This window comes from Exiguobacterium sp. AT1b (assembly GCF_000023045.1).
Lineage (GTDB): Bacteria > Bacillota > Bacilli > Exiguobacteriales > Exiguobacteriaceae > Exiguobacterium.
In genome coordinates this window covers 2,215,443-2,241,488 of the sequence record NC_012673.1, presented here as the reverse complement: position 1 = coordinate 2,241,488, position 26,046 = coordinate 2,215,443, and the positions used below count along the sequence as shown (strand labels likewise).

Here is a 26,046-nt window from a genome sequence, read left to right as displayed (position 1 = left end):
TCGGTCCAAGGCGTTTTTTCATCTCATCTCGTACACTTTGACTTCTCCCGGTTTCAAATCGACAACGAGATTCCAATTGTCATCAAACGAATGCTCCGCATATGGCCATGAGTCAGGTGAATAGACCATCTCTGCAAAACGACTCGCATTCCAATTTCGACGTCTTACCCCATCAAGCGCGACGACTCCTCGTAATGTATCGATCATGTTCGTATTCGCTACGACGAGCAATGTATCATTCGTTTCTGGGCGTAACCAAGCGAATCCAATGAATGGGGCGAACGGTTCATTTAAAATGAGCGGTTCAAAGTGATTCGGATCAACGAGCACATCCAACCATCGACGTCGAATTTCAGCCACTTGATGCATCACTTCAATCATTTCATCCCGTTCTGGATGGTCCCAATGAAACTGATACGCATCAAAAAACGCAAGCTTGCCGAAATAAGGGTCCGTCGGGAAGAGTTGATACGCCTCTTCCGGTCGACAATCGAGTCCAGTGTTCATCGGTTGTGTCTCATACAATTCAAGCCCCGAGTTCGTCATCGGAACCCCGTTTGGCATAAATCCGTTCAACACCGTCAACAAGCGGCTTGCCTTTCGTCCACCTTCCCGTGTCGCGAGACGTCGCGTATCGGCCGTTTCACCTGCCGCAAATACTGGAAGAGGTAAAAAGCGTGAATCATATAAGAATTGATGGGTTTCATGCGTGTTGAATCGCGGTTCTTTATAGAAACCATATCCGATAATCATGTTATAGCCAGCATCCTTCGCCGCCCAGGCTCCAGACTCGATGAGTTCTTCAGCGATAAAGCTGAAATTCGAATCGATGGCACGCGGTTGTTCCAAAATTCGTTGTGCTAAATCGACCGGGAGGGCATGACCCATATCAATACGCGCTCCATCTATACCGTATTCCCGTTGATAGTGAGGAATGATGTCAGCGAGCATCTCCCAAAGGGGTTCATTGATCTCATTTCCTCGGAATTGATTGGATTTGATCGAGTCAAACAGAATATAAGGTGCAATGTTCGCATCGTTCACATAAGGTGCCGCTGCAAGCGGATGGTCTAAGAAAAGTCGGAAATAGGTTACGTCTGACCATGGTGGTTGCGGGTCATTGATACAATCCGAGAAAGCAGGTGCAGTCGTCAAGCCGAACTCTCGTTCAATCATCGCCAACACGTTTTCTTCTGGATGCTCGAGCAACGTATTACGAACCCGATTCCATTTTTCCCCATCAATCAAGTTCGGCGCCATGGAGAATCGTCGTAAGTGTTGCCATACGTCCTCTGAGTTATATACCATCGGCAAGAAAGCAAATTCCGGTTTGACGTTCTCCCCAATGCCCGGCACATATGGCGGATGATAGTAATCGACTTCCGTCAAGGGAATCCAATAAAACCATTCCGGGTTTTCTAAAATGAGACGGTTATCTCGGGCACACGTCCGCGGGATGACATCGATGACGACACGAATTCCCACCATGTGACAGGCCTCCACGAATGCGGCAAATTCTTCTTCGACCGTCATCTCGTCACCGGTTAACGTTTCCTTCAATTCTTCATCAATTGCGAAAAAGTCTTGAACGGCATAAGGAGAACCGAATTCACCCTTCTTGTTTTTATGGCTGTGTTGCGAAATCGGCAAGAGGAACAATGTATCAATCCCCATGTAGAGAAGATGTGGAATTAATGCAAGCGTTTTCACAAAAGTGCCTGTGTCTTTCATTCCTACTGAATTCTCCATTTCAACGTAACCCGACCCGTCATGGTCCCATGAGGTCGATGTACGAACTTGCATGGAGTAGACCGATGCCCGTTTGATCCAATCCCCCCCGGTTTGTAAATGTCCGTCTGCAAGCGCAATGGAAGTACGATAGTCGCGACTTTCATGTGCATACGGGAAAATCGTTTTTTCAATCGTTTCCAACAAGAAATCATATGGATTGACACGTTCCACCCCATCTCGAACCGGCTCGGAATGGAAACGCATACGATTCCAAAGACTCGGAATCTCATAGGTAAGATTGGTTCGCTTGTTTCGTAAAACCTGGCACAGCTTGTGTAACATCGAGTTCTCTGACATATTGACTCTCCTTATGCATCTAATTGTCTTCTCTCATCAAGAGACACTACTCTTAATGATTATACATTTCCCCGTTTTTTCCTTTTTCAAAAAAATATTTTCTGTCGTTTTTTACAAAATCATGTACGATGTAGAAGAAAGGAGGGTCACGATGTCACAACGAAAGTGGATTTTACTATGGATCAGTTTATCAATCTTATCTATTTCGATTATTTTTATTTTTATTTTTCAATTGAAAGAAACAAATGAGCGTCTCGAAACCATTCAAGGCGAACAACTCGACTCCTATGAATCGATTGAAGACGTGATGTATTATAACGTCGAACGGGCAAATGCCATCCGTGGATTACTCGCATATGAAGACCGACACTTTTTAGAGATGTACTACAGCATGTCTCGACAAGCCAAAGACCTTAAACAATCCATCATCGATGACCCGGACACACCGAGCTCTGTCCTCGATTTACTCGAACGAGATGCCATTTGGGAAAAGGAAGCCGACCGCGTTCTCGTCATCTATGAAGAAGGCGACTTAGTGAAAGCGACGGCTGTCGCAGAAACGATGACAGAACTTCGGCAAACGATTTTAGAAGACTTACGGTCTCTCAAACAAATGCAATACAAAGACATTCATAAAGAGTTGATTGCAGCAGAGAATCAAGTATCTTTCTTGACACAAGTCCTTTTCACCATCACGTTTTTACTTCTTGCCATTATTGTCATCCTCACCTTTTTGTTGTTACGCATTAAAACGCATCACGACAGAATCGAATAAGAAAAGAAGTGTCTCAGGTATAAAACCGAGACACTTCTTTCATGATGTCATACGAAGTAATCGCGTCGCATTTGCGATGGCAAGAAGCGCCACTCCCACGTCCGCAAATACCGCTTCCCACATCGTTGCGATCCCGAACAATCCTAAGAACATGACAAGCGCTTTGATTCCAAAGGCAAAGAAAATATTTTGCCAGACGATGCGCTTCGTTCGTTTCCCTAGCTCAATGGCCCGAATGACATCCGTTGGCGCATCATGCATCAAGACGACGTCCGCCGCCGTGACCGCTGTATCGCTTCCGACGCCACCCATGACCAGACCGACATCTGCCCGGGCCAGAGCCGCCGCATCATTCATTCCATCCCCGACAAAGGCAACTTTACGTGTGTCGATCATCCGTTCGATCGCCTCCACTTTCTCGTGTGGAAGCAACTCCCCTCGCACTTCATCCAGTCCGAGTTGCCCGCCAATTTTTGTAGCGACTTCTCGCCGGTCTCCAGATAGCATGACCGTCTTAATTCCGATACGTTTCAATTGTTCGATCGCAACCATCGCATCCGGCTTTAACGTATCCATCAGTTCGATTCGTCCAAGCCAACGATCATTCTTCATCACGTGTACATTCGTCCCGATTGATGAATCTTCAATCACTTGACCTAACCGTTCCATGTAACGGGCACTCCCCACATACACCTCATCGTCACCATCTCGTGCACGGAGACCATATCCTGGCTCCTCTTGAATCGATTCAAACGCTTGAACCTCCCCAGCACGACGGACGATTGCCTGCGCAAGAGGATGATTGGATGCTCGTTCGACCCGAGCAGCTAAATGTAACAGTTCATCAACGGTGATGCCGTCTGTCGTCACGACATCGGTCACTTCAAATCGTCCGGTCGTCAATGTCCCTGTTTTGTCGAAGACCACTGTATCCACTTCAGTCAACGTGTCAAGGAACTCGCCCCCTTTTACAAGAATCCCTTGTTTCGATCCAGAACCAATCCCCCCGAAATAACCTAACGGGATAGAAATCACAAGTGCACACGGGCAACTGATGACGAGAAAAATCAAGGCCCGGTAAATCCATTCATTCAAGTCCCCGACAAACAAGGGTGGAATGAATGCGACAAGTGTCGCCATGACTACCACGATCGGCGTGTAGACTTTTGCCAATCGTGTGATCATTTGTTCCGTCTTTGCTTTCTTTCCATTCGCCTCTTCGACGAGAGCAATCATTTTTTGAAGGCTCGACTCAGCCGCGAGTTTCGTCGTTTCAACGACGAGGCGCCCCTCAATATTGACCATACCTGCCAACACTTCCTCGCCCGCGCTCACTTGCCTTGGAACGGATTCACCTGTCAAAGACGATGTATTTAGGGAACTCGCCCCACTCACGACGAATCCGTCCATCGGGACTAGTTCTCCTGAACGAATGACGAGGTGTGACCCGACCGTTACTTCTTCCGGCAATCGTTCCATTTCCTGACCCGCCTCGAGTACACGCGCTCTGGTCGGTTTCATATTCAACAAGGACTGAATCGATTTTCGGGAGGCGCGTACCGCCCGTCCTTGCACGTATTCCCCAAGTTGATAAAACAGCATGACCGCCACCGCTTCCGGGTATTCTGAAATGGCGAATGCCCCGATTGTCGCGATGGTCATTAAAAATTTCTCGTCAAACCATTCCCGGTTCCATATGTTCCGGACCGCACCGTATACGACGTCGTAGCCAGCAAGTGAATATGCCGCAATGAATCCTAAAGTCGAATCTGTCCAAATGGCAATTGAAAAAATAAAAGCGGCCATAAGGAATCTCCAAAGCGTCCAATCTCGTCCTTCGGTTTGATCGTCGTCTTGTTTAACAAACTTTGCTCCCGGTTCAATCCGTTCCATCGTCTGCTCAATCGACTGAAGCGTCTTGTCACGGTTTGACGGGTCCACCCACTCAATCACCATACGACTCGTCGCAAAATCAATTTGACAAGATGCGACTTCTTCACGTTTCGATACATCTCGCTCAATCTTAGCTGCACAATTCGTACAGGTAATACCGGACACAGGTAGTACGTCTCGATTTCTCATCATATCCCCCTAACATTCAAACGTTCATTTGAATATATCGTAACGTGAATTTTAATCGAAGACAAGTACCAAAAAAATGACCGTCCCCATTCGAGGGACGGTCATTGGACTTAAACGTCTTTTTGTTCTTCACTGTGTGTCAATGCAATTTCAACGAGCTGTCTCACGTGCTCATCATCCAATGAATAATAAACGACTTTCCCTTCTTTACGATACTTTACCAATCCTTGTTCAAGTAATGTCCGCAAATGGTGAGATGCGGTCGCGTTAGAGTGACCGATAACGGCCGCCACATCGCATACACATAGTTCATGTTCGAGCGTCAACACATACAGCACTTTTAGACGGGTCGGATCAGCGAACGCTTTAAACAAACGACTGACTCGAGGCGCATCTAATTGCGCCAAGGCGGTTTGTAGCGTTGGAACGTCCTCTGATTGAATTCCAATCGTTTCACACTGTGGCACTTTCATTTTTTTCACCTCGTCTTTTGATGTGTATAGTGTAGCAAAAAATCCCGAATATATCTGTTATATATTATAGTTGACTTAACGCCATCTGTTATAATACAATCATGACAACAACCAATACCGTGACACATCTACGAAGGAGGCATTTTCATATGAATGAATGGGCGAGCCGACTCGAATCATCTGTCGAGTTTTATCAAAAACTACCGGACAAAACGTGCCAGGAATGCGGGAAGCATATGGATGAACAGTGCGAGTCATACGAAACGACTTGTGCTTCATGTACCGAGAAGCTTCAACTTGCAGAATAAAACAACGCCCCTTCGAAATGGAAGGGGCGTTGTTTTAGATGGACCAGCCGATATAAGCAGCCAGTATTCCAAACAGATATGTCGCAAGGAGATAAAGTCCGAATCGAATCCAGTCTTTTGTCGCAAACCGCATCAATTCAAGTTTCAAAGTCGAAAACGTCGTAAACGACCCTAAAAATCCAATCCCTAAAAAGAGAAGGAGCGACGGATGGCTCGTGTGGGCATATAAATACCCAAGGCCAAACGAACCCGACACATTGACGAATAATGTTGCAAATGGAAAGGTGGAATCAGACCACCGTTTCATCAGTTGACCGATAGCAAAACGACACATCGCACCAAAAAAGGCACCTGTCGCAATCCACATGATCGTCATCCTAATTCACCCCACCTTTTCGTCTCACGCCGACACGATAACCAAGCCATGAGCTCCCGAGTCCAAGCGTGATACTCAGAAAGACGTATAGAAGCGCCAGCCCGATTCGACTTTCCTCTAATAATCGAATCGTTTCAACACTAAACGTAGAGAATGTAGTGAAGGAACCAATCATTCCGGTCCCTACAATGGTGACGAATTGAGGAGAAAGTTTGCCTGTTCGAAGAAACATGTGTGTCAACCACCCCAACAAAAAACTACCGATGAGATTAGTCAGAAGAGTGGCGACGGGAAACACACTTGATCCCAATGAATCGACCAGCAAGCCGAGTCCATAGCGAGCCAAAGCACCGACCGCCCCTGCCAGTCCAACGTATACGTACAGCATTGAATTCCACCTCCACGAAAAAGACACCTGCAACGCAGGTGTCGATTGAGCTAAAACGATTATATCAAGCTGTCTTCATTTACGAAATAGCTGCTGGAGCCAAAACGGCTTCAATCGCTTCGAACGCTTGGTCGAGTTCTTCTTTCGTGATCACAAGCGGTGGTGCCAATCGAATCACGGTTTCATGTGTTTCTTTACAGAGAAGTCCCCGCTCTTTTAGCGCCTCACAATAAGGACGAGCCGACTCCGTCAACTCAATACCGATAAAGAGTCCGCGTCCGCGAACGTCACGAATCATCGGATTATCGATCGACTTCAAGCGATCCATGAAGTACGTCCCGAGTTCTAGCGAACGCTCCGGTAGGTTTTCTTCTTCAAGCACTTCAAGAGCTGCGACCGAAACAGCCGAAGCAAGCGGGTTTCCGCCAAACGTCGACCCGTGCGAGCCTGGGTTGAAGACCGAAAGAATCTCCTGGTCAGCTGCAACACATGAGATTGGGAAGACTCCGCCTCCGAGTGCTTTTCCGAGAATATACATATCCGGTGTGACGTCTTCCCACTCGATGGCAAACCACTTTCCAGAACGACCAAGTCCAGACTGAATCTCATCTGCGACGAAGAGGACATTATGTTCTTTACAGAGTTCAGATGCCCGCTTCAAATAACCTGCTGGCGGAATGATGATTCCAGCTTCACCTTGAATCGGTTCAACGATGAACGCCGCTGTGTTCTCTGTGATCGCCGCTTCAAATGCATCGATATCACCATATGGCACAACTTTGAACCCTGGCAATAGCGGTCCGAATCCACGCTGATATTCTGCTTCTGTCGACATCGACACAGCAGCCATCGTCCGTCCATGGAAGTTTCCTGAGCAGACGATGATTTCAGCTTGTCCCGGAATCCCCTTCACGTCATATGCCCAACGACGTGCTGTCTTCACGGCCGTCTCGACCGCTTCTGCACCCGTGTTCATCGGTAACACCATCTGTTTCTTTGTAAGCGTTACCACTTTGTCGTAAAAACGTCCGAGTTGATCGTTATAAAAGGCGCGCGACGTCAACGTGATCTTATCCGCTTGATCTTTAAGCGCTTGGATGATCTTCGGATGACAGTGTCCCTGATTGACAGCAGAGTATGCACTTAACATATCCATGTAGCGATTCCCCTCAGGATCGGTTACCCAAATCCCTTTCGCCTCCGAAATGACAATCGGTAGTGGATGATAGTTATGTGCCCCGAACTTCTCTGTCAATTCAATCACATCATGTGTTTTTGACATATTGTTTCCCCCTTATTCAAAACTATCTTACTCTTTCAGTATATGACGTCCCTCTTTCTTTTGACAATGACGAACTTAAGCATTCCTTGAATTGGCAAAATCAGGTACACTGACATTAGAATATGCATTTAGCATGACAGATTGGAGGAAATGATGTGGCTTCATTGCGTGATTTACCAGTAGATGAATTCATCGATGCTTTATCTGTTCCGTGTTGTTATATTTCTCAAGATGGTACGGTCCTATTATGGAATACGCATGCCGAAGTTTTATTCGGCTGGGAACGTGACGAAGTCCTCCATCAACCGCTTCCGGTCGTCCGGCAATTAGATCATGCTCTCGAAACATGGTCTCCGCTCCTCCTTCAATATCCATTCTCGACAACGGCGATGACGCCGTTTCAACATAAGGATGGCTCCGTCATCTATGCGACTGCCTACCTGCAATCTTTTTCGCTCGAAGGGATTTATGGTTATTTTTTAGCGTTTCTCCCAAAAGGATTTGGACCGCTCATCAGTACAGAACAGTTCAATCTACTTCATCATTTTCAAGAGATGATCAAACAGTCCACGCATTACTTGGCGACAAATGCGAAAGGCGAGATCGTGGACATCAATCCTTCGTTATGCCGTCTACTCGATGCGACGGAGCAACAGCTAATTGGACGCGAATGGTTCGAACTCATTCATGATTCAAGTGAACAGGACGGGATTTCGCGTAACGTCTTAAAATCACTTGCGACTAATCGGATTTGGAACGGTGAGATGCCGATCTCCTGTAAGCAACATGAGTCAGAGCCGTGTTGGCTTAACTTGACTGTCGTACCGATTGTTAGTGAGAAGAATGAAGTGATTCAATATACCGCATTCGGATTTGATGTGTCGGAAAAGAAGCGTCTTGAAAAAGAAGTCCAGTTCCTCGCTTATCAAAATGAGTTGACCGGACTTTATAATAAAAAAGGGTTTTTACGTCGCTACGACTCAATCCTTCGACAAATCGATGAGCGAGAAGGTCTCCTTCATATTGCCTTGTTTGATATCGACCGCTTCAAAATTATCAATGAGTCATTCGGGTCTCGCGTTGGGAACGAACTTCTCATCCAAATCAAAGAGCGCGCACTGCATCTCATTCCGGAATCCGCTCTTTTATTCCATCCTACGGGCGGACTGTTCGGTGTCATGTTCTTCGAGGAATCGAAAGAAGAAGTGTTCCAAGTACTCCGACATCTGCAACACGAACTGCAACGTCCGTTCCGGATTTACCATCACTCCATCATGGTATCGATTTCAATCGGATGCGTATTTTATCCGTCTTCGACAAGTTCACTCGAGGAACTGTATACACGTGCTGAAAGTGCCCTCTTCAAAGGGAAACAGATCGGCGTCGGTACGATTCAATTCGTGACAAAAGATATGGATGCCGCTTTCTCGAGACAAATTCATATTGAGAAGGCGATGTACCGAGCCCTTGAAGAAAAGCATTTTTATCTTGAGTATCAACCAAAGTATGAACTCGCCACAGACCGGCTCATTGGTTTTGAGGCACTCCTTCGTTGGCATCACGACGAACTGGGACAAATCCCACCTTCAGAGTTCATTCCGCTCGCGGAAGAGATGGCACTCATCGTTCCTATCAACAACTGGGTCATCTTAGAGGCAACGAAACAACTGAAAGCCTGGAAAGCCGAGTTCGATCAACCGCTCTCGATGGCAATCAACATTTCGCCTAATCAATTCCGAAGCGACAGTTTTTTGAATACGTTACGAAACATCAAGCAACAACTCCAGCTCGACCCGGCAGACATCATCTTGGAGATCACGGAAAGTCTCGTCATGCAACAGACCGATGAAATCATCGAACGCATGGAACAAATCAAGCGCTTGAACTATCGACTGTCGATTGACGATTTCGGGACAGGTTTCTCGTCCTTACAGTATTTGAAGTCCTTCCCGGTCGATGAACTCAAAATCGATAAAGTCTTTCTCGATGATTGGATGGCGTCCAAATCTCATCTCCTCGATGTCATCGTCCATCTTGGGAAGAGCTTAAATCTCCACGTCGTCGCGGAGGGGGTCGAAGATGAAGAGATGTTGGCACACTTAAAGTCGACAGACTGCGATTCTTTCCAAGGCTATTTATACGCAAGACCTGCTTCACCAAGTGCAATCGAACAATTACTCCGATCATTAAAAAACTCACCGGACGCTTGAAGCGCCGGTGAGCTTTCTTATAGAGCGATTGTGGCTGTCCAAAGCCCATAAATGCCATAGGTCGCACATAATAGAATAATCAAGGCAATCATCGACTGGGTACGGGTCAAGAACGGTCGTCCTTGTTCCCGTTCTGCCAAAAGAAAGACGAAAATGCCAGGTGCGTATAGAATCATCGCAATCAAGACATACTCGAATCCTGAAGCATAGAGTAACCAGGCGGCGTATAGCGAGGCAATCCCGGAAACGACCATCATCCGTAGCGACGTCGTCCGCTTCGCCTCCATCCATCCATAGAGTGCCGAAAATAGATAAGGAACGAGTGCTGCGATTCCAGCGATGCTTGAAAGCACGAGATACGTCTGTTCTGAAAACAAGGCGATGGCCGTGACCACTTGAGTGAACGCTTGGGTGATGAATAGCGCGTTCACTGGTGTCTCGTTCGCATTCAAACGGTGAAATACTTTCGGAAACACCCCATCCCGGCTCGCCACGTACGAAATCTCCGTCGCTAAAATCGTCCAGCCGAGCAATGCGCCTGTTAATGATACGAGCAGTCCGATGTTAATCAATGTTGCGCCGAACGGGCCGACGACCGCTTCTAACACATATGCCATCGACGGTTCAGGCAACGCAGCGAGTTGCTCCTGTGTCATGACACCAAACGAGAAGATGGAAATCATCATATATATCAATAACGTCCCAATCAGGCCAATGACCGTGGCACGACCGACATCTTTTTTATGACGTGCGCGCGACGACAACACGACCGCTCCCTCAATCCCGACAAACGCCCAAAGTGTGACGAGCATCGTTGACTTCACTTGTGGAAACACATCCGCCCAAACAAACCCTGTTTCTCCCCAAAAATCGACTTGGAACGTATCGATTCGAAAGGCGAATACAATCAACACGATAAACAAGATAATCGGAACGAGTTTCGCAATCGTTGTTACGATATTGAGAAGTGCCGCTTCACGCATCCCGCGTGAAATGAGCCAAAATAAACCCCAAATCAGAACGACACTCACGAACAAGCGAAACAGTCGGTGTTCTGCTGAGAAAACAGGGAAAAAATAAGCCAATGTACTGAAAATCAACGTGATGTTGGCTACCGTCCCAATCCAAGCCGACATCCAGTATCCCCAGCCGCTGTTGAATCCGACAAACTTCCCGAAGCCTTCACGAGCATAAGCATAAATTCCACCTTCTAACTCCGGCCGCGTGTTGGCTAAAAACTGAAAGACAAAGGCGAGCATAATCATGCCGACTCCCGTAATCCCCCATCCAATTAAAACTGGTCCGACCCCTGCCCCTTGTGCCATGGCACCAGGCAGGTTAAACGCACCTCCACCGATCATAGTCCCAACGACCATTGCTGCTAGACCGAAAAAGCCGATTCCGGCTGAATGTTGTTTCAAGTTAACGCCTCCACTACTATCCTGTCTATACGAATAACTATACAAAAATATTGTATAATCATTCGTTGATTTTTCTATTCTACTTCCTGTAAGGATTGCTGAATAGTCATTCTGAATAAGTTTATATTTTCGGATAATTTGAAAAATTCCATTGCATATTCATGTCAGATGTAGTTTAATTACAACATATTCTAAATTATCAGAATTTTCGGGAGGTTGTATAATGCGTAACAAAAAATGGCTAGCGTTATCGGGGGTCGCATTATTGGCGACGGCAGCTTGTAGCACAGGGGATGACTCATCGAGTTCAGAAGGTTCATCTTCGAGCGATGCGAAAAAAGAAATCACAATGGTATCGGCGACGGACTTGCCGCAGCTCGATCCGACACTTACAACAGACTCGACATCGATCATCGTGACAAACAACGTGTTCGAAGGATTGTATCGTCTAGACGAGAACAACCAACCGACACCGGGGATTGCCGAAGATGTTGAAGTATCTGAGGATGGCCTTACATACACGTTCAAGTTACGTGACGCAAACTGGTCAGACGGTTCTCCAATTACAGCTGAAGACTTCGTTTACTCTTGGAAACGTGCCCTCAATCCTGAAACAGGTGCGGAGTATGCCTACATTCTTCAAGACTTAAAAAACGCCAACAAAATCCTTGCAGGTGAAATGTCGCTCGACGACCTCGGCGCAAAAGCGATTGACGAGAAAACGCTTGAAGTACAATTGGAAGCACCGGCTCCTTATTTCTTAGGATTGACTGGTTTCCCGACGTATATGCCGCAAAAACAAGAGTACGTCGAAGAGCAAGGCGAAGAATTCGCAACATCTGTCGACAAGACACTCTATAACGGTCCTTACGTCTTGAGCGAGTGGCAAGACAATGCAGGATGGGTTTACAAGAAGAACCCTGAATATTGGGATGCTGAAAACGTCAAGATGGACACGATCAACGTCAAAGTCGTAAAAGACGTCTCGACTGGGGTCAACTTGTTCGAGTCGGGTGAAGCAGACTATACGCTCCTCTCGTCTGAATTCGTTCCGCAATTCGAAGATAGCGACGAGTTCAAAACGCGTGCCGATGCTCGAATCAACTTCCTTCGTTTCAACCAAAAGAACGAAGCGCTCCAAAACGTCAACATCCGTGAAGCACTTGCGAAAGGATTCGACAAACAGAGTGTGACAGATGTCATCTTAACAGATGGGTCGCAACCTGCGAACTTTATCGTAGCGAAAGACTTCACGTTCACAGAAGACGGGGCTGACTTCCGTGAGAAGTATCCAGACCTCCTCAACTACAACGTGGATGAAGCAAAAGCCGCGTGGGAAAAAGGATTAGAAGAACTAGGTGTCGAAACGATCGAACTCGAGTTCCTCTCACGTGACGAGGAAGCGTTCAAGAAAGTGAACGAGTTCATCAAAGGTGAACTTGAGAAGAACTTGCCAGGTTTGACACTTAACATCAAACAGCAACCGTTCAAAAACTTCCTTGACCTTGAAGGAAAAGGTGAGTACGACGTTTCTGCAGCTGGTTGGGGTCCTGACTATCAAGATCCAATGACATACCTCGACATGTGGGTCACAGACGGACCATTCAACCGCATGGAGTACTCGAATGACGAGTATGATCAGTTGATTCAATCTGCGAAGAAAGAAGCCGATCAGATGAAACGTTGGGAAACGATGCAAGAAGCAGAGCGCATCCTTCTCGAAGAAGACTTTGCCATCGCTCCGATTTATCAAAAAGGTGAGGCATACTTAGAGCGTTCAAACATTGAGAACATGTACCGTCACCCGTTCGGTGCCGATGCAAGCTTCAAATGGCTTGACGTCAAATAATAAGTATAACCTCCTTGATTCTTACATGGATCAAGGAGGTTTTCTGTCGTGAAAGGGGCTTCTATCTAATGCAGAGTTGGACACTATGATTCACCTTATTAGCTGTCACCATCTGCATCATGAATGTCTCTGGATTGGATGACTTGAACATCTTATTGTTTTTGACTTCGCCTCCATTTTGGTTGCTCGAGACACCTTGGTTTTCTTCGCACGTCATTCATCCGACCGTACTACCGAAATGGACGCTTTATGTTCTGACAATCTCTTTTTGGTTCATATTCGGGGTACTACTCGATTATCTTGTACGTTCAAGGAAAGCCGTATACAAAAAATGACTTCCATCAAATCGATGGAAGTCATTTTCGTGTATTAAGCCTCACGCTTCGCGCGGAGTTCTGCAGGTACTTTCCCACGTTTTGAAATCACTTCTGCGATTCCAACCAATACGATGAACGAAATCAATGCAGCGAAGAATCCGATCCAAATCGACGCTGTAATCCCGAGCACCAAGTAACCAATCGCCGAGACGACCGCTGCAAGAATAGCGTACGGCAATTGTGTCACCACGTGGTCGATATGGTGTGAGCCCGCTCCTGTTGAGCTGAGAATCGTTGTATCTGAAATTGGTGAACAGTGGTCACCGAACACCGCGCCGGCCAATACAGCCGCAAGTGACGCGAGAAGGAGTTCTGGTTCAACGGCCATGATCAAGTCGGCTCCGATTGGAAGCATCAAACCAAACGTTCCCCAGCTCGTCCCTGTCGAGAATGCCATGATTCCGGCAATCAAGAAGAGAAGGAGTGGCAAGTAAGATGCAGCAATCGTATCTGTCACGAAGCTCGCCAAGTATTCCCCGGTCTTCATGTCGCTGATGACCGCAATGATTGTCCATGCAAACAAGAGAATCAAGACAGCCGGCCACATGGCACGAACGCCTTCCCATGCCGCTTTCCCATAGTCACGTGCTGGGATTTTACGTCCGATGAGAAGCAAGAATGCGACAATTAAACTGATGACGACACCCGCTACGAGTGAGCGTGTCACGTCTGTCGATTCAAATGCTCCGATCAATGAGAAGTCTTGACCGTCCGCTGCGAGCGCTTGACCACCCGTGTAAAGCATCGCTGAAACTGTCGCGATGATGAGCGTGATGATAGGTACGATCAAATCACGTACTTTCCCACCTTCGTGCTCATGTAAATCTTCGCTCATTCCCATCGGCTTTCCTTTTGCCGAATCATACAACTCTCCTTGGAGGGCACGAAGTTCATGCGTGCGCATCGGTCCGATGGCGAGTCCAGTGAATGCCACATATGCTGTCAAGAGTAATGCGAAGACGGCATAGAAGTTCATTGGGATGATTTGAATGAATGCAGAGAATGACGAGTAGCTGTCAATCGAGTATTTTGCCAAAATGCCTGCGATGATGGCGATGATATATGCACCCCAACTTGAAAGCGGGCTGATGACACAGACAGGTGCTGCCGTCGAGTCAATCGTGTAAGCCAGTTTTGCACGCGAGATGTTTTTACGGTCTGTGAGTGGACGACTGATGTTCCCGACCGCCAAGCTGTTGAAGTAGTCATCGATAAAGATCAAAATACCAAGTCCGAATGAGACGAGACGTGCACCACGTGCTGTCTTGACGTTCGCCGCAGCCCATTCACCAAATGCGCGTGCGCCACCTGACGTTTGAATGATTGACGATAAAATCCCGAGAAGGAGCAAGAACGCAATCAACAAGACGTTCCATTCGTTAATGGCTCCATCCGCCCAGAATAAGGCGATGACGTTCGACCACAAGTATTGAATCGAATCAATTGGATTGAAGCTATGCAAGAGTAGGACTCCTGCGATAATCCCGACACCGAGTGATGGGATGACCTTTCGTGTTGTGATTGCCATAATAATTGCAAGTAATGCCGGTACGAGTGAGAGTACCGAAGTTGAATAATCTACCATGCTGAATTCCTCCTTTTTTATTAGGATGAGGCCCCCCTATGCTTAAAAAAACGCAAAGCGAGGGCATCGGCAACAAAGCCGACACCCTCGCTGGATGTTCCGTCTTTCTTAGCCGACTTGGAGCGCTCCATACGTAAATATGTATGGCAGTCCGACGGGTATTTCCCGTCAGCCCAGCACAACCCCACGGACATGGTGTTGCACTTCGGCGATCCTGCCTTTTTGTAGTCCTCATCGTTGTCATCCTCCGACTACTTACTCATCAGCATCGCACCTCTACCTCATCGATAGCACGAATATTCATTTAAAGTTACGTCTAAATTATCACAGGTTGGTGTCACATATCAATAGTTTTTTTCATCACGAATGATTCGCTTCAAGACAGCGAGTGCTTCTTGGTCATTCGTTTCCACCGCTTTAAAGAAGTCGTTGAAGAAGTGATACAACACGAATCGGTCAGCGTGAGACTTCGTCTGTTCTTTAATCGTAGAGAAAATGAGCCGTCGTAAACGACGTTTTGTCTGTGTTTCTTCTGGTAGTTCTTCGCATCGGTCCTTGAAAGCACGATATACAGAATTGATCAATTCCTCATGTTCATCATACGACCGATTGTAAGCAACTTGTTCCATCTGTAATATCCCCCCTTTCAATGTTGACCCGATGAAACTTGACGTAACTATACCAACTTCCCGTCACGCATTCAATCGTTATCGGCGGTTCTTAACAAAAATCATACGTTAGACCGAGTCAAGCGTTGATGAATGAGAACGTGGTCACGTCGAACAATCCCATATCGGTCAATTTCAAGTCTGGAATGACCGGTAAGGCGAGGAAGGACATCGTTAAGTATGGATTGAAATGACGATGGGCTCCCACGACATCTAGCGCATCATTGAGCTGTTCCAAAATCTCTGCCACTTCACGATATGGTCGCTTCGTCATCAGTCCACCAATCTCGAGCGGGAGGACGGCAAGCACTTCACCTTCCGATACGGCGACGACCCCTCCCCCTACTTTTTCAAGCGTTCTCGCCGCGAGCAACATGTCCTCCGGGCTGACTCCGGCGACGACCAAGTTATGGCTGTCATGGGCAACCGTGGCTGCTAGGGCACCTCGCTTCAAGCCAAATCCCGTTACCGGGGCAAGAGCCATATGACCTGTCCCGTGATGGCGTTCGATGACGGCAAGCGTCGCGATATCCTGCGATAAATCTGCGCCTGATGCGTCTGGTTGGAACGTGAGACGCTGTCGTTTCGTCAACAAGCTGTTCGGAAGCACTTGAATGACATCGATTTCTTCTTCACTTGCGGCAAGTCGGAACGACTCGGCTGTCAATTCGGGTAAAGCGAGCTCACCTTTCATCGGTTTCGGCACTTCAATCCCTTCCGATTCAAACGTCGCATTCCCCTTCTCCGCGACGAGCGTACCATTCACATACACTTGTTCGATTTTTACCGATTCGACGTCTGACAAGATAACGAAGTTCGCTTTCTTACCAGGTGCGATCGCCCCGACTTCTTTTAATCCATAGGCCTCTGCGGCATGAAGACTTGCGATGGCATAGGCCGTTTCTGGCTTAACTCCTTGCTTGATGGCGGTACGGATATTGTAGTCAATCCCGCCTTCCGCGACCAAGTCATCCAAATGCTTATCATCCGTACAGAAAAGGAAACGATGGGCATTGCTTTCCGTAACGGCTAGGCTCACCTTCTCTACGTTTCGCGCGACGGAACCTTCCCGAATTTGAACATAGAACCCACGGCGCACCCGCTCAATCGCCTCTTCTGCAGTCGTACATTCATGGTCCGTCATGATTCCTGCAGAACGATAGACGTTCAATTGGTCTGGGCCAAGTCCCGATGCGTGTCCGTCGACCACTTTACCCGCTTGTTCCGTCTGTGCGATCTTTTGAAGCATGTCTTCACTTCCAGCTTCAACTGATGGATAGTCCATGACTTCGCCTAGGCCATGCACCCCTGCATCTCCTAAAAACGGTGCCAAATCTTCTGCATACAGTTTAGCACCTGCATGTTCGAACGGTGTCGCTGGTACACAACTCGGAAGCATCATCCGAACGTCGAGTGGAAGTCCTTTCGCATCCGCCAACATGTATTCAATCCCGAGTGCTCCGTTCACATTCGCAATCTCATGTGGGTCAGCAATCACCGTTGTGACACCAAGTGGTAAGACTGCTTTCGCAAATTCATGCGGGGGGACCATCGATGACTCGATATGGACGTGCGAATCGATAAAGGACGGTGCAAGCGTCCAGGTCGGATCGTGATACTCGACCTCCCCATCGTACCCATCCCCAATAGCCACGATATATCCCGCGTCGATGGCGACGTCTGTACGAATCGTCTCACGACTGTACACGTCAATCACTGCGACGTCTTTAAAGACGACGGCCGCTTTCTTTTTCTTTGCGGCGATGTCAATCAAATGTTGTTTTTCCATCTTTCGATCTCCTTATTCAACGTATTTTAACTATCTTACCAAGAATATTCTTTTCGTTGCAATTTCTTTTTCGAGTTGTGCGACAATGATAACATATCTTTCTGAAAGGGGTTACAACGATGCAATACAAATTAGGAGAGTTGACACCAAAAGTCGATCCGACGACTTATCTCGCACCAGGGGCACATGTGATCGGAGATGTGACCATCGGCGCGCACTCGGGAGTATGGTTCAATACCGTCATCCGTGGAGACGAAGGACCCATTCGAATCGGTTCTTACGTCAACATTCAAGATGGTTCGATGATCCACCAATATGAAGGCTCACCGACCATCATCCATGATCGTGTCTCGATTGGTCATATGGCGATGATTCACGGCTGTGAGATTGAAGAAGACTGCTTGATTGGCATGCACGCCACCGTGCTCGATGGGGCGAAGATTGGAAAAGGGTCCTTTGTTGCTGCCGGTGCGCTCGTCACACCAAACATGCAGATTCCTGAAGGGGTGATGGTCATGGGCGTCCCAGCCAAAGTCGTTCGTCCATTAAACGATGAAGACCGTTTTATCATGGAGAGAACGGTCAAGAAATATGCTAAGCGTGCCGAACAATATAAAGAGACGTGCATTCCAATTCGCGAATCATAATGTTTGTGAAAGCGTTTACAAGATTCATAAAATGTTAACGTTTCTCTCGAATTTTCTACATAGTTCCTTTGTATACTGAAGTTGTAGCCAAGCTGATGTATTGAAAGGAGCCCACTCTATGTATCCGAACCATGATCAACTCATGCTAGACCTGTACGCCTCATCCATCAATCCAAGTTATGGCCTTCATATCGATGATTCGTTCGATGACACCCTTCACGGTGCACATCGAGAGGTTTGGGAACGTATGCATTTGGATAATAGTAGAGAAGAAGATTCTAAAAATGGAGGAACGACTGGATGATTCCAACACCTGTGATTCAAGATTGGCTCGCAACAAAATTAAAGCGATAACTGACCGATATATAGAGCAAGCGAGCGATGGGATTTCCCATCGCTCGCTTTTTATTATTCAAACATGATAAGATGCGAATCAATCGGTTGTCGTGCTTTCGGTGCAGGGATATCTTCTGTGTCATATTTCCCGATTTGCAGGAGACCGATAAACGTCTCACCTTCCGCCCCGATCATTTCCTTCAACCGTGCATCATCGAACAGTCCACCTGTCCGCCAGACCATTCCGATCTCCCGTTCACTTAAGAGTAGTTGAATATTTTGAATGAATGTCGCCGTCGCGAGTAACGCGTCACGATTCCCTTTGTCCGTCTCAAAATGTTTTGCCGTCACATACATACAAGCCGCCGCATTCAAGATCCGTCCCGTCACCTTTTCGCGTTGCCCCTCTGACGCCTCCGAGAAGGCTGGTTCGAGCGCATCGAGTAACACTTGCTTCCCGTCTCCATTGAACACATACACGTTCCATGGCTCGACTTTATTGTGAAATGGTGCATGATGTGCCGATTGCAACACTTCATAAAGCACTTTCGTATCGATTGGTTCTTCCTTAAACATACGGACCGTACGTCTTTCTTCAATTAACTTTTGTGCTGCTGTCTTTGTCATGACCGTCACTTCCCCTTTTTTTCTCTTCTCTATCATAATTGAAAAACGTTCTCATTTCAAAATCAAAAAAAGACTACAGATTGCTCTGCAGTCTTACGTCGATTGCCCAATGACCTCACATGCCACCAAGTCTTCAAACGTTTGGCGACGGACGACAAGGCGGTGATTCCCATCCTTAACGAAGACGACCGCCGGACGAAGCATTTGGTTATAATTGCTCGCCATGGAGAAATTGTATGCTCCCGTCGCTTTGACAAGTAATAAGTCACCTGATGTGACAGGAGGGATCAATGAGCGGTTCGAGATGATGTCTCCCGACTCACAGCACGCTCCGACTATTTTTGCCTCGAGCGTCTTCTCTTCATTCATCCTTGTCGCTGCCACGACCTCATACTCTGCGTCATACAGTGCCGGACGGATATTGTCCGTCATCCCGCCATCGACAGACACAAATGTACGAACGCCGCTCACTTTTTTGACGGTCCCCACCTCATACAGCGTGGCACCCGCATTGGCGACGAGCCAACGTCCTGGCTCAATCCCGATTTTCGGAAGTGGCAATTCACGTGCCTCGACCTCTTCGACCAATGTTTCCATCACTTGCTCCATCGTCTGGGCAAAATCGAGATATTCGTCTTCATCCAAGTAAGCGACGCCGAATCCCCCACCGATGTTCAAGACGTCCGTCGTATAGCTGGTTTCCTGACGAATCGTATCCATAAAACGCACCATCGTCTTCACCGTGTTGATGAAGAGGGTCGGATCTTGAATTTGAGAACCGACGTGACAGTGAATCCCCTTCAACTGTAAGTGCTCGGCTTCTAAAGTCGCACGAACAGCATCTAAATACGTGTCGTCGTGCGTCGGGAAACCGAATTTTGTATCAACCCCACCCGTTTGAATCGCCGCATGGGCACCTCCGACAACTTGAGGGACAATGCGGAGAAGCACATCGACTTCACGATTGTATTCAGCCGCAAGTCCTGACAAGAGGCTGATTTCTCGCATATTATCGATGGTAAAGTGTGTAATCCCCTGTTCGAGCGCGTATGTGATATCCAAAATCGTCTTGTTCGACCCATGGACATGAATGCGCTCCGCCGGTACCCCGGCATGCAGCGCCACGTACATCTCACCTCGCGAGACGACGTCGATGCTCATTCCTGCCGCCATGACTTTTTCATAAACGGCAGCAATCGATAACGCTTTTGACGCGTACAACGCATACGTGTTCGGAAATTTATCAAGAAAGGCATCCCGGACGATTCCGAGGCGACGCTCTAGTTCTGGCTCACTCATGATATACAAGGGTGTCCCGTACGTCGCTTGAAGTTCACGGACGGACACGCCTTCGATCAAACATTCTGATTGATTGGTGGTGTACATACAATTCCTCCTTCAAAGCGATGTGGGACACGCCACGAACGGGCACAGAGCTGTTCGGAGTTGTTGGCATAGCCAACACGTGTCACGTCATCGATTTTCGTTTCGATCCCATATAATGCGACGCGGTCGCCGATTTGTACGTCTTCGTCGACTTTGATGAAGCTATGGCTCATAAAGATATTGCTGACGAACGGATAAGCTCTCCCCTCGATGTGAACGGGTAAATGACGTCTCGCTCGCATCAATCCGTCCCCATATCCGACAGGTAAGACAGCAATCCGTTCTTTTGATTCTGCGGTATATCCCGTTCCATACCCGACATGAGCCCCCGCTTCGATGTCGTGGACGGCAACCACTTCGGTTTCCCAGTAAAACGCAGGTACGAGCCACTCAACCGGCTCGACCGATGAATAACCGTATAAGAAAATACCGACACGCACATGTGTGCAATGGTGCAAGCGCGAGTCGTCTTGGAGCGTGGCCGCACTGTTCGCGGCATGAATCAATTCAAACGTATGACGTTCCATCAAACGTGTCGACCAGTCAGCAAAACGTTCGACTTGGACGCTATGCTCAACTTCGGCATTATCTGCATCCGCAAGCGGAAAATGTGTACATAATCCGACAAGGTTCAATCCTTCATTTTGGCAGAAGGCGACGATCCGTAACGCTTCTTCAAACGTTTTGGCACCGAATCGGTTCATGCCGACGTCTAGTTTCAAATGAAGGCGAACGCCATCGAGATGCTCCCGCTGCGAGACGAGCCATTCATACGAGCCGATTGCGACGTCAAAATCATGGGCATGCACGTGTTCCCACGTGTATACCGGATTCATGATGAGGACGCGAGCCGACTCTGCATGCGTTCGCACTTCGAGCGCTTCTTCTAACGTGGTCACCATGAAGTGACGGACCCCTTCATCATACAAAGTCGTCACAACTGGCTCCATTCCTAGGTTATAGGCATTGTTTTTCACGACCGCAAACACGGGGCGCCCGAGCGCTTCAATCCGGCGTTTGTTTTCGCGAATCGCATTTAAGTCAATTGTGACTCCCATCGTGCAAAACTCCTTTACTCTTTTACTGCTGATTTCACAAATGTGATCCAATCGCGATGTTCCGGAAGTTGTCCTGTTACGGCTTCACGATAGCGTGTCAACATTTCTGTCGCAACCGTTTGGATACCTCCACCAATCGAGATATGGTCGACCTCGATGACGCTCGTCACCTCGGCTGCCGTTCCCGTCAAGAAGATTTCATCGGCCACATAGAGCTCGTCGCGTCCGATATGGCGCTCGACGATTTCATAGCCGGCCTCGCGAGCCAATTGCATCACCGTTTGGCGTGTGATGCCATCGAGTACAGAACAATCAAGGGACGGTGTCGTAATCGTTTTTCCTTTCACGAGGAAGATGTTCGCGACACTCGCCTCACTGACGTTTCCGTTCATATCAAGGGCAATCGCTTCGTCGAATCCGTCACGGAGCGCCTCTCCTTTTAGTAACTGTGAGTTCATATAGTTCGATGCCGCTTTCGCTTGCATTGGCATCATGGTAGAAGACACGCGGCGATACGAGGCCACTTTCGCTCGAATCCCGACCGTCTTGTTGAAGTATTCACCGAGCGGCCAACACGAGATGGCAACATGTACCTTCGTCTCAGCAGTCGGCATAAGTGCTTGCCATGGTGTTCCAAGGAAGACGAACGGACGGATGTAGCATGCTTCAAATCCGTTTCGCTCAATCAATTCCATCGTGGCTTGTTCGAGTTCATCTACCGTATACGGTAGCGTGACGTGGTAGTATGCACACGAGCGAACGAGTCGCTCCAAGTGTTCACGCAACCGGAAGATGGCAGGACCTTCCTCCGTGTGGTACGCGCGAATCCCTTCAAAGAACCCGCTTCCGTAGTGAATCGCGTGTGTCATGATACTCGTGTTTGCGTCAGTCGGCTCAATCCAAGCCCCATCTTTCCACATCCATTGTCCATACTGTTCCATAATGCAACTCTCCCATTCCTCATTTTTTATATTTTCTGTCTATTATACGTTAGAGAGAGCGTAAGTCATCAACAAGTTGCGTTTTTTCAGAAGTTTTTTCATCTTTCTGTTTGATGATTCGTGCCGGTGTTCCCGCAACGACGACGCCTGGAGGGACGTCTTGTGTGACGACACTGCCTGCCGCGACAACCGCATTTTCACCGACGCGAACGCCCTCTAAGATGACCGCGTTCGCCCCGATCATGACACCGTCCTCGATGATGACCGGATCTTTTGAAGGTGGCTCAAGGACACCCGCGACCACGGCACCCGCACCGAGGTGAACGTTTTTCCCGAGCGTTCCGCGCGCTCCGATGACAGCGTTCATGTCGACCATCGAACCATCTCCGATGACCGCTCCGATGTTGACGACAGCTCCCATCATGACAACCGCGTTGTTTCCGATTTGGACGTGGTCTCGGATGAACGAGCCTGGTTCGATTCGGGCATTGAGTCGTGTCGTATCAAGCATCGGTACGGCACTGTTGCGACGGTCGTATTCAAGATGTGAATCCGTGATGACCGATGCATTGGCTTCCAAAAATGCCGCAGCGCGTTCTGCCGTCGTCAAGAACAGTTTCGACTCATCCGTTCCGAATGCTTTCGCTTCCTCGATTTCAAGACCTGCCAATTGACCGTTGACGTAAAGCTTGACTGGTGTTTCCTTCTTAGCATCTTTAATATATTGTGCGATTTCATAAGCGTTTGTGAGTAACATGAGTAGCCTCCTCGTATAAGTTCGATAGATTATAAAGTCCTGCCGGGCGATCGATGATCGTTGCCGCAGCGGCAAGGGCCCCGTTTGCAAAGACGCGTTTCGATAACGCGGTATGTTTCAGTTCAATCATTTCATCATCTCCGGCGAAGAGCACGGTATGCTCACCGAAAATCGTGCCACCCCGAATGGAATGCATGCCTAACTCTTCAGCACCACGCGCTTCCCGACGTGACGTTCGTTCGTAAATCGGTGTCACGTCACGCTTCGCTTCGATGGCACGTGCCAACAATTCTGCCGTGCCGCTTGGTGCGTCCACTTTCTTTCGATGGTGTGCCTCAATCACTTCAATATCATACCCGAGAGTGAGTGGGACGAGTTGGTCGAGCAACTGCTTCAAGAGCGCGATCCCGTATGAGGTGTTGTAAGACTGGAAGATTGGGATCTCTTGTGAAGCCGTTTCAATCTCGGCCAATTCTTCCGGTGTGAAGCCCGTCGTCGCAATGACGAGCGGAATATTGCGCTCCCGTCCGAACGCGAGTAAATCAGGGAGTAACGCCGGGTTCGAAAAATCGATCACGACATCGACGGGTACGTCCACCTCATTCAGAGTCGCCGTGTGCTCGTCACTTCCCGGTGAGACGATTGCCGTGACATTCACACCTTGCGCATGAGCGACCTCTTCGACAATCCGTCCCATTGCGCCAAACCCATGGATGAGAACATTCATTGTCTCACCTCATTGAATTGCTCCATCGCCGACAGTAATTTCGCTTCAGCCGTCGCGCTCATCGGAACGAGCGGTAGGCGTGGCGCGCCGACTTCAAAACCTCGCGCTTGAAGCGCCGCCTTCACCGGAATCGGATTCACTTCAGCGAAGAGTTCATCGATGACTGGGAGCAAGCGAATTTGCCACGTGCGAGCCGTCTGTAAATCACCTGCCAACAGCGCCTCTGCCAACGCGACCGTCGCTCCCGGATAGACGTTTGATAAAACGGAGACGACACCTTGTGCGCCCCAAGCCATGTATGGCAAGATTTGATCGTCATTTCCACAGTAAACAGTGAACCCCTCCGGAATATGGGCCATCATCTGCGCCATGACCGAGATATCCCCACTCGCTTCTTTCAAGGCCGTGATACGTGGATGTTCTGCGAGCTCACCGACCGTTTCCGGTGCCAAGGCGACACCCGTCCGTGACGGAACATTATAGAGCATGAGTGGAATCGGTGACGCATCCGCAATCGCGGTAAAGTGAGCAATCAGCCCGGCCTGTGTCGACTTGTTATAGTATGGTGTGACGACCATCGCCATCTCCGCACCAAGTTCGGCGGCCCGTTTCGTTTTTTCGATACTGACTGCTGTATTGTTCGACCCGGTCCCCGCGATGATCACGGCTCGACCGTTTGCGACCTCCACCGCTCGAACGAGCAATGTCTCAAACTCATCATCAGTGATTGTCATCCCTTCGCCGGTCGTCCCGCCGATGACGAGACCCGTCACGCCTTCTTTGATTTGGTCTTCAATTAATGCTGCCCATGCTTCTAGATTCAACTGCCCATTTTCTTGAAACGGGGTAGCTAATGCTGTCGCCACTCCTGTGAACATGTCATCTCCTCCTTATTTCGTCGCTGTTTGACTAATCATACATTGTGCGATTTGAACGGCATTCGCGGCCGCTCCTTTTCGGACGTTATCTGCAACGCACCAAAGATGGAACGTATTCGATTGTGAATCGTCTCGGCGAATTCGTCCGACATACACCTCATCCGTTCCGTTCGCATCGAGAGGTGTCGGGTAGGCCAGTTCAGATGGATTGTCCATCAACACGATTCCTGGTGCATCGGCGAGGACGGCTTTCACTTCTGCGACCGTCGCATCCCGTTCGAGCGTCACCGTGATCGATACCGCATGACTGTTTCGTACCGGCACCCGGACACAAGTGGCCGTCACCCCGAGGTTTGGCGCATTTAAAATCTTACGTGTCTCATCCATCATCTTTTGTTCTTCTTTTGTGTAGCCATTTTCTAAAAATACATCGATGTGCGGCAACACGTTATCATAAATCGGATAGGGATAATTCGTCGGTTCTTCTCCGCGCGCACCGCGCTCGAGGTCATCAATCCCTTTTTGACCGGATCCCGATACTGCTTGATACGATGTATAGGCGACGCGTGTCAGTCCGTATACTTCCGCTAGAGGTGCGAGCGCCACGACCGATTGAATCGTGGAACAGTTCGGGTTCGCGATGAGCGTCTTTTCCGGACTGAGTTCGACTCGGTTCACTTCCGGTACGATGAGTGGAATTCCTTCTTGCATTCGGAATGCGCTTGAATTATCGATGACGATGACTCCTTGCTCGCTCAACCGTGGGGCGTATTGCTCACTAATGCTGCCACCAGCAGAGAAGAGTGCGATATCGATCGGGTCCGCATAAATCGCATCGGTCAATTCACGAATCACGACCGATTGCCCATTTACCTCGACCGTCTTTCCTGCTGAGCGGGCTGAAGCGTAGAGTCTCAGTTCGCTGATTGGAAATTCATATTCCGTTAAGACGTCAATCATTTTTTGTCCGACGGCACCTGTTGCACCGACGACTGCTACGTTATACATCGTGCTACCT

The 26,046-nt window shown here is 48.4% G+C and carries 24 protein-coding genes and 1 riboswitch; of the genes, 6 read left to right on the top strand and 18 right to left on the bottom strand.

The window, feature by feature from the left end; translation table 11 throughout:
• Positions 1-18 precede the first annotated feature (18 nt).
• Entirely contained in the window at positions 19-2,088 is a 2,070-nt protein-coding gene (locus EAT1B_RS11660) for an alpha-amylase (protein WP_015880765.1), read from the bottom strand.
• Between the two features lie 151 nt (positions 2,089-2,239).
• On the opposite strand from EAT1B_RS11660, the gene EAT1B_RS11655 reads away from it, so the two are divergent.
• A complete protein-coding gene (locus EAT1B_RS11655; protein WP_015880764.1) occupies positions 2,240-2,863 on the top strand; it encodes a hypothetical protein in 624 nt (207 codons plus the stop codon).
• 39 nt (positions 2,864-2,902) lie between these two features.
• On the opposite strand, the gene EAT1B_RS11650 is transcribed toward EAT1B_RS11655, so the two are convergent.
• Positions 2,903-4,945 (bottom strand): heavy metal translocating P-type ATPase, encoded by a 2,043-nt coding sequence (locus tag EAT1B_RS11650; RefSeq protein WP_015880763.1) that lies wholly within the window; start codon positions 4,943-4,945, stop codon positions 2,903-2,905.
• A 110-nt stretch (positions 4,946-5,055) separates the two neighbouring features.
• A complete protein-coding gene (locus tag EAT1B_RS11645; protein WP_015880762.1) occupies positions 5,056-5,418 on the bottom strand; it encodes a metalloregulator ArsR/SmtB family transcription factor in 363 nt (120 codons plus the stop codon).
• Between the two features lie 149 nt (positions 5,419-5,567).
• Between EAT1B_RS11645 and yhfH the strand changes: the two genes are divergently transcribed.
• The gene (gene yhfH, locus EAT1B_RS15810; RefSeq protein WP_015880761.1) at positions 5,568-5,726 is read left to right on the top strand and encodes a protein YhfH; all 159 of its coding nucleotides are present in this window, start codon (positions 5,568-5,570) and stop codon (positions 5,724-5,726) included.
• A gap of 34 nt (positions 5,727-5,760) precedes the next feature.
• Here yhfH and EAT1B_RS11640 read toward each other — a convergent pair whose 3' ends face one another.
• From EAT1B_RS11640 to EAT1B_RS11630, 3 genes are all read right to left on the bottom strand, one after another.
• Positions 5,761-6,102 carry a CrcB family protein gene (locus EAT1B_RS11640; protein ID WP_041917983.1) on the bottom strand — a complete coding sequence of 114 codons (342 nt, stop codon included), beginning with the start codon at positions 6,100-6,102 and terminating at the stop codon, positions 5,761-5,763.
• 1 nt (position 6,103) lies between these two features.
• Positions 6,104-6,490, bottom strand: coding sequence for a fluoride efflux transporter CrcB (crcB, locus tag EAT1B_RS11635; RefSeq protein WP_015880759.1), 387 nt, complete (start codon positions 6,488-6,490; stop codon positions 6,104-6,106).
• Between the two features lie 79 nt (positions 6,491-6,569).
• On the bottom strand, positions 6,570-7,772 hold the full coding sequence (locus tag EAT1B_RS11630) for an ornithine--oxo-acid transaminase (protein WP_015880758.1): 1,203 nt from the start codon (positions 7,770-7,772) through the stop codon (positions 6,570-6,572).
• A gap of 155 nt (positions 7,773-7,927) precedes the next feature.
• On the opposite strand from EAT1B_RS11630, the gene EAT1B_RS11625 reads away from it, so the two are divergent.
• Positions 7,928-9,982, top strand: coding sequence for a bifunctional diguanylate cyclase/phosphodiesterase (locus tag EAT1B_RS11625; protein ID WP_015880757.1), 2,055 nt, complete (start codon positions 7,928-7,930; stop codon positions 9,980-9,982).
• Positions 9,983-9,999: 17 nt separating this feature from the next.
• Here the strand turns inward: EAT1B_RS11625 and EAT1B_RS11620 are convergent, their stop codons facing one another.
• Positions 10,000-11,403: a basic amino acid/polyamine antiporter gene (locus tag EAT1B_RS11620; RefSeq protein WP_015880756.1), complete on the bottom strand. Its 1,404-nt coding sequence runs from the start codon at positions 11,401-11,403 to the stop codon at positions 10,000-10,002.
• A gap of 223 nt (positions 11,404-11,626) precedes the next feature.
• On the opposite strand from EAT1B_RS11620, the gene EAT1B_RS11615 reads away from it, so the two are divergent.
• On the top strand, positions 11,627-13,252 hold the full coding sequence (locus tag EAT1B_RS11615; protein ID WP_015880755.1) for a peptide ABC transporter substrate-binding protein: 1,626 nt from the start codon (positions 11,627-11,629) through the stop codon (positions 13,250-13,252).
• 369 nt (positions 13,253-13,621) lie between these two features.
• Here the strand turns inward: EAT1B_RS11615 and EAT1B_RS11610 are convergent, their stop codons facing one another.
• From EAT1B_RS11610 to ade, 3 genes are all read right to left on the bottom strand, one after another.
• Complete coding sequence (locus EAT1B_RS11610) at positions 13,622-15,214, bottom strand: Na+/H+ antiporter NhaC family protein (protein ID WP_015880754.1); 1,593 nt, start codon at positions 15,212-15,214, stop codon at positions 13,622-13,624.
• A 112-nt stretch (positions 15,215-15,326) separates the two neighbouring features.
• Positions 15,327-15,501: riboswitch (Lysine riboswitch) on the bottom strand.
• A 57-nt stretch (positions 15,502-15,558) separates the two neighbouring features.
• Positions 15,559-15,843 carry a hypothetical protein gene (locus tag EAT1B_RS11605; protein ID WP_015880753.1) on the bottom strand — a complete coding sequence of 95 codons (285 nt, stop codon included), beginning with the start codon at positions 15,841-15,843 and terminating at the stop codon, positions 15,559-15,561.
• 118 nt (positions 15,844-15,961) lie between these two features.
• Complete coding sequence (ade, locus tag EAT1B_RS11600) at positions 15,962-17,671, bottom strand: adenine deaminase (RefSeq protein ID WP_015880752.1); 1,710 nt, start codon at positions 17,669-17,671, stop codon at positions 15,962-15,964.
• Between the two features lie 119 nt (positions 17,672-17,790).
• On the opposite strand from ade, the gene EAT1B_RS11595 reads away from it, so the two are divergent.
• Together EAT1B_RS11595 and EAT1B_RS11590 are read left to right on the top strand one after the other, a co-directional pair.
• Positions 17,791-18,318, top strand: coding sequence for a gamma carbonic anhydrase family protein (locus tag EAT1B_RS11595; RefSeq protein WP_015880751.1), 528 nt, complete (start codon positions 17,791-17,793; stop codon positions 18,316-18,318).
• Between the two features lie 118 nt (positions 18,319-18,436).
• Positions 18,437-18,622, top strand: coding sequence for a hypothetical protein (locus tag EAT1B_RS11590; protein WP_015880750.1), 186 nt, complete (start codon positions 18,437-18,439; stop codon positions 18,620-18,622).
• Positions 18,623-18,726: 104 nt separating this feature from the next.
• On the opposite strand, the gene EAT1B_RS11585 is transcribed toward EAT1B_RS11590, so the two are convergent.
• The 8 genes from EAT1B_RS11585 to EAT1B_RS11550 all read right to left on the bottom strand — a co-directional run bounded on the left by EAT1B_RS11585 (position 18,727) and on the right by EAT1B_RS11550 (position 26,036).
• The gene (locus EAT1B_RS11585; protein WP_148209490.1) at positions 18,727-19,281 is read right to left on the bottom strand and encodes a nitroreductase; all 555 of its coding nucleotides are present in this window, start codon (positions 19,279-19,281) and stop codon (positions 18,727-18,729) included.
• A 93-nt stretch (positions 19,282-19,374) separates the two neighbouring features.
• Positions 19,375-20,667, bottom strand: coding sequence for a diaminopimelate decarboxylase (lysA, locus tag EAT1B_RS11580; RefSeq protein WP_015880748.1), 1,293 nt, complete (start codon positions 20,665-20,667; stop codon positions 19,375-19,377).
• A complete protein-coding gene (alr, locus tag EAT1B_RS11575; RefSeq protein WP_015880747.1) occupies positions 20,637-21,725 on the bottom strand; it encodes an alanine racemase in 1,089 nt (362 codons plus the stop codon). The genes lysA and alr overlap by 31 nt, the downstream gene beginning before the upstream one ends.
• A gap of 14 nt (positions 21,726-21,739) precedes the next feature.
• Positions 21,740-22,666, bottom strand: a complete 927-nt coding sequence (locus EAT1B_RS11570) for a branched-chain amino acid transaminase (protein ID WP_015880746.1) — start codon at positions 22,664-22,666, stop codon at positions 21,740-21,742.
• 49 nt (positions 22,667-22,715) lie between these two features.
• Positions 22,716-23,423 carry a 2,3,4,5-tetrahydropyridine-2,6-dicarboxylate N-acetyltransferase gene (dapD, locus tag EAT1B_RS11565; protein ID WP_015880745.1) on the bottom strand — a complete coding sequence of 236 codons (708 nt, stop codon included), beginning with the start codon at positions 23,421-23,423 and terminating at the stop codon, positions 22,716-22,718.
• The gene (gene dapB / locus EAT1B_RS11560) at positions 23,401-24,150 is read right to left on the bottom strand and encodes a 4-hydroxy-tetrahydrodipicolinate reductase (RefSeq protein WP_015880744.1); all 750 of its coding nucleotides are present in this window, start codon (positions 24,148-24,150) and stop codon (positions 23,401-23,403) included. Before dapB ends, dapD begins: the two co-directional genes overlap by 23 nt.
• Positions 24,147-25,028, bottom strand: coding sequence for a 4-hydroxy-tetrahydrodipicolinate synthase (gene dapA / locus EAT1B_RS11555; RefSeq protein WP_015880743.1), 882 nt, complete (start codon positions 25,026-25,028; stop codon positions 24,147-24,149). The genes dapB and dapA overlap by 4 nt, the downstream gene beginning before the upstream one ends.
• Before the next feature lie 12 nt (positions 25,029-25,040).
• Entirely contained in the window at positions 25,041-26,036 is a 996-nt protein-coding gene (locus tag EAT1B_RS11550) for an aspartate-semialdehyde dehydrogenase (RefSeq protein ID WP_015880742.1), read from the bottom strand.
• Positions 26,037-26,046 lie beyond the last annotated feature (10 nt).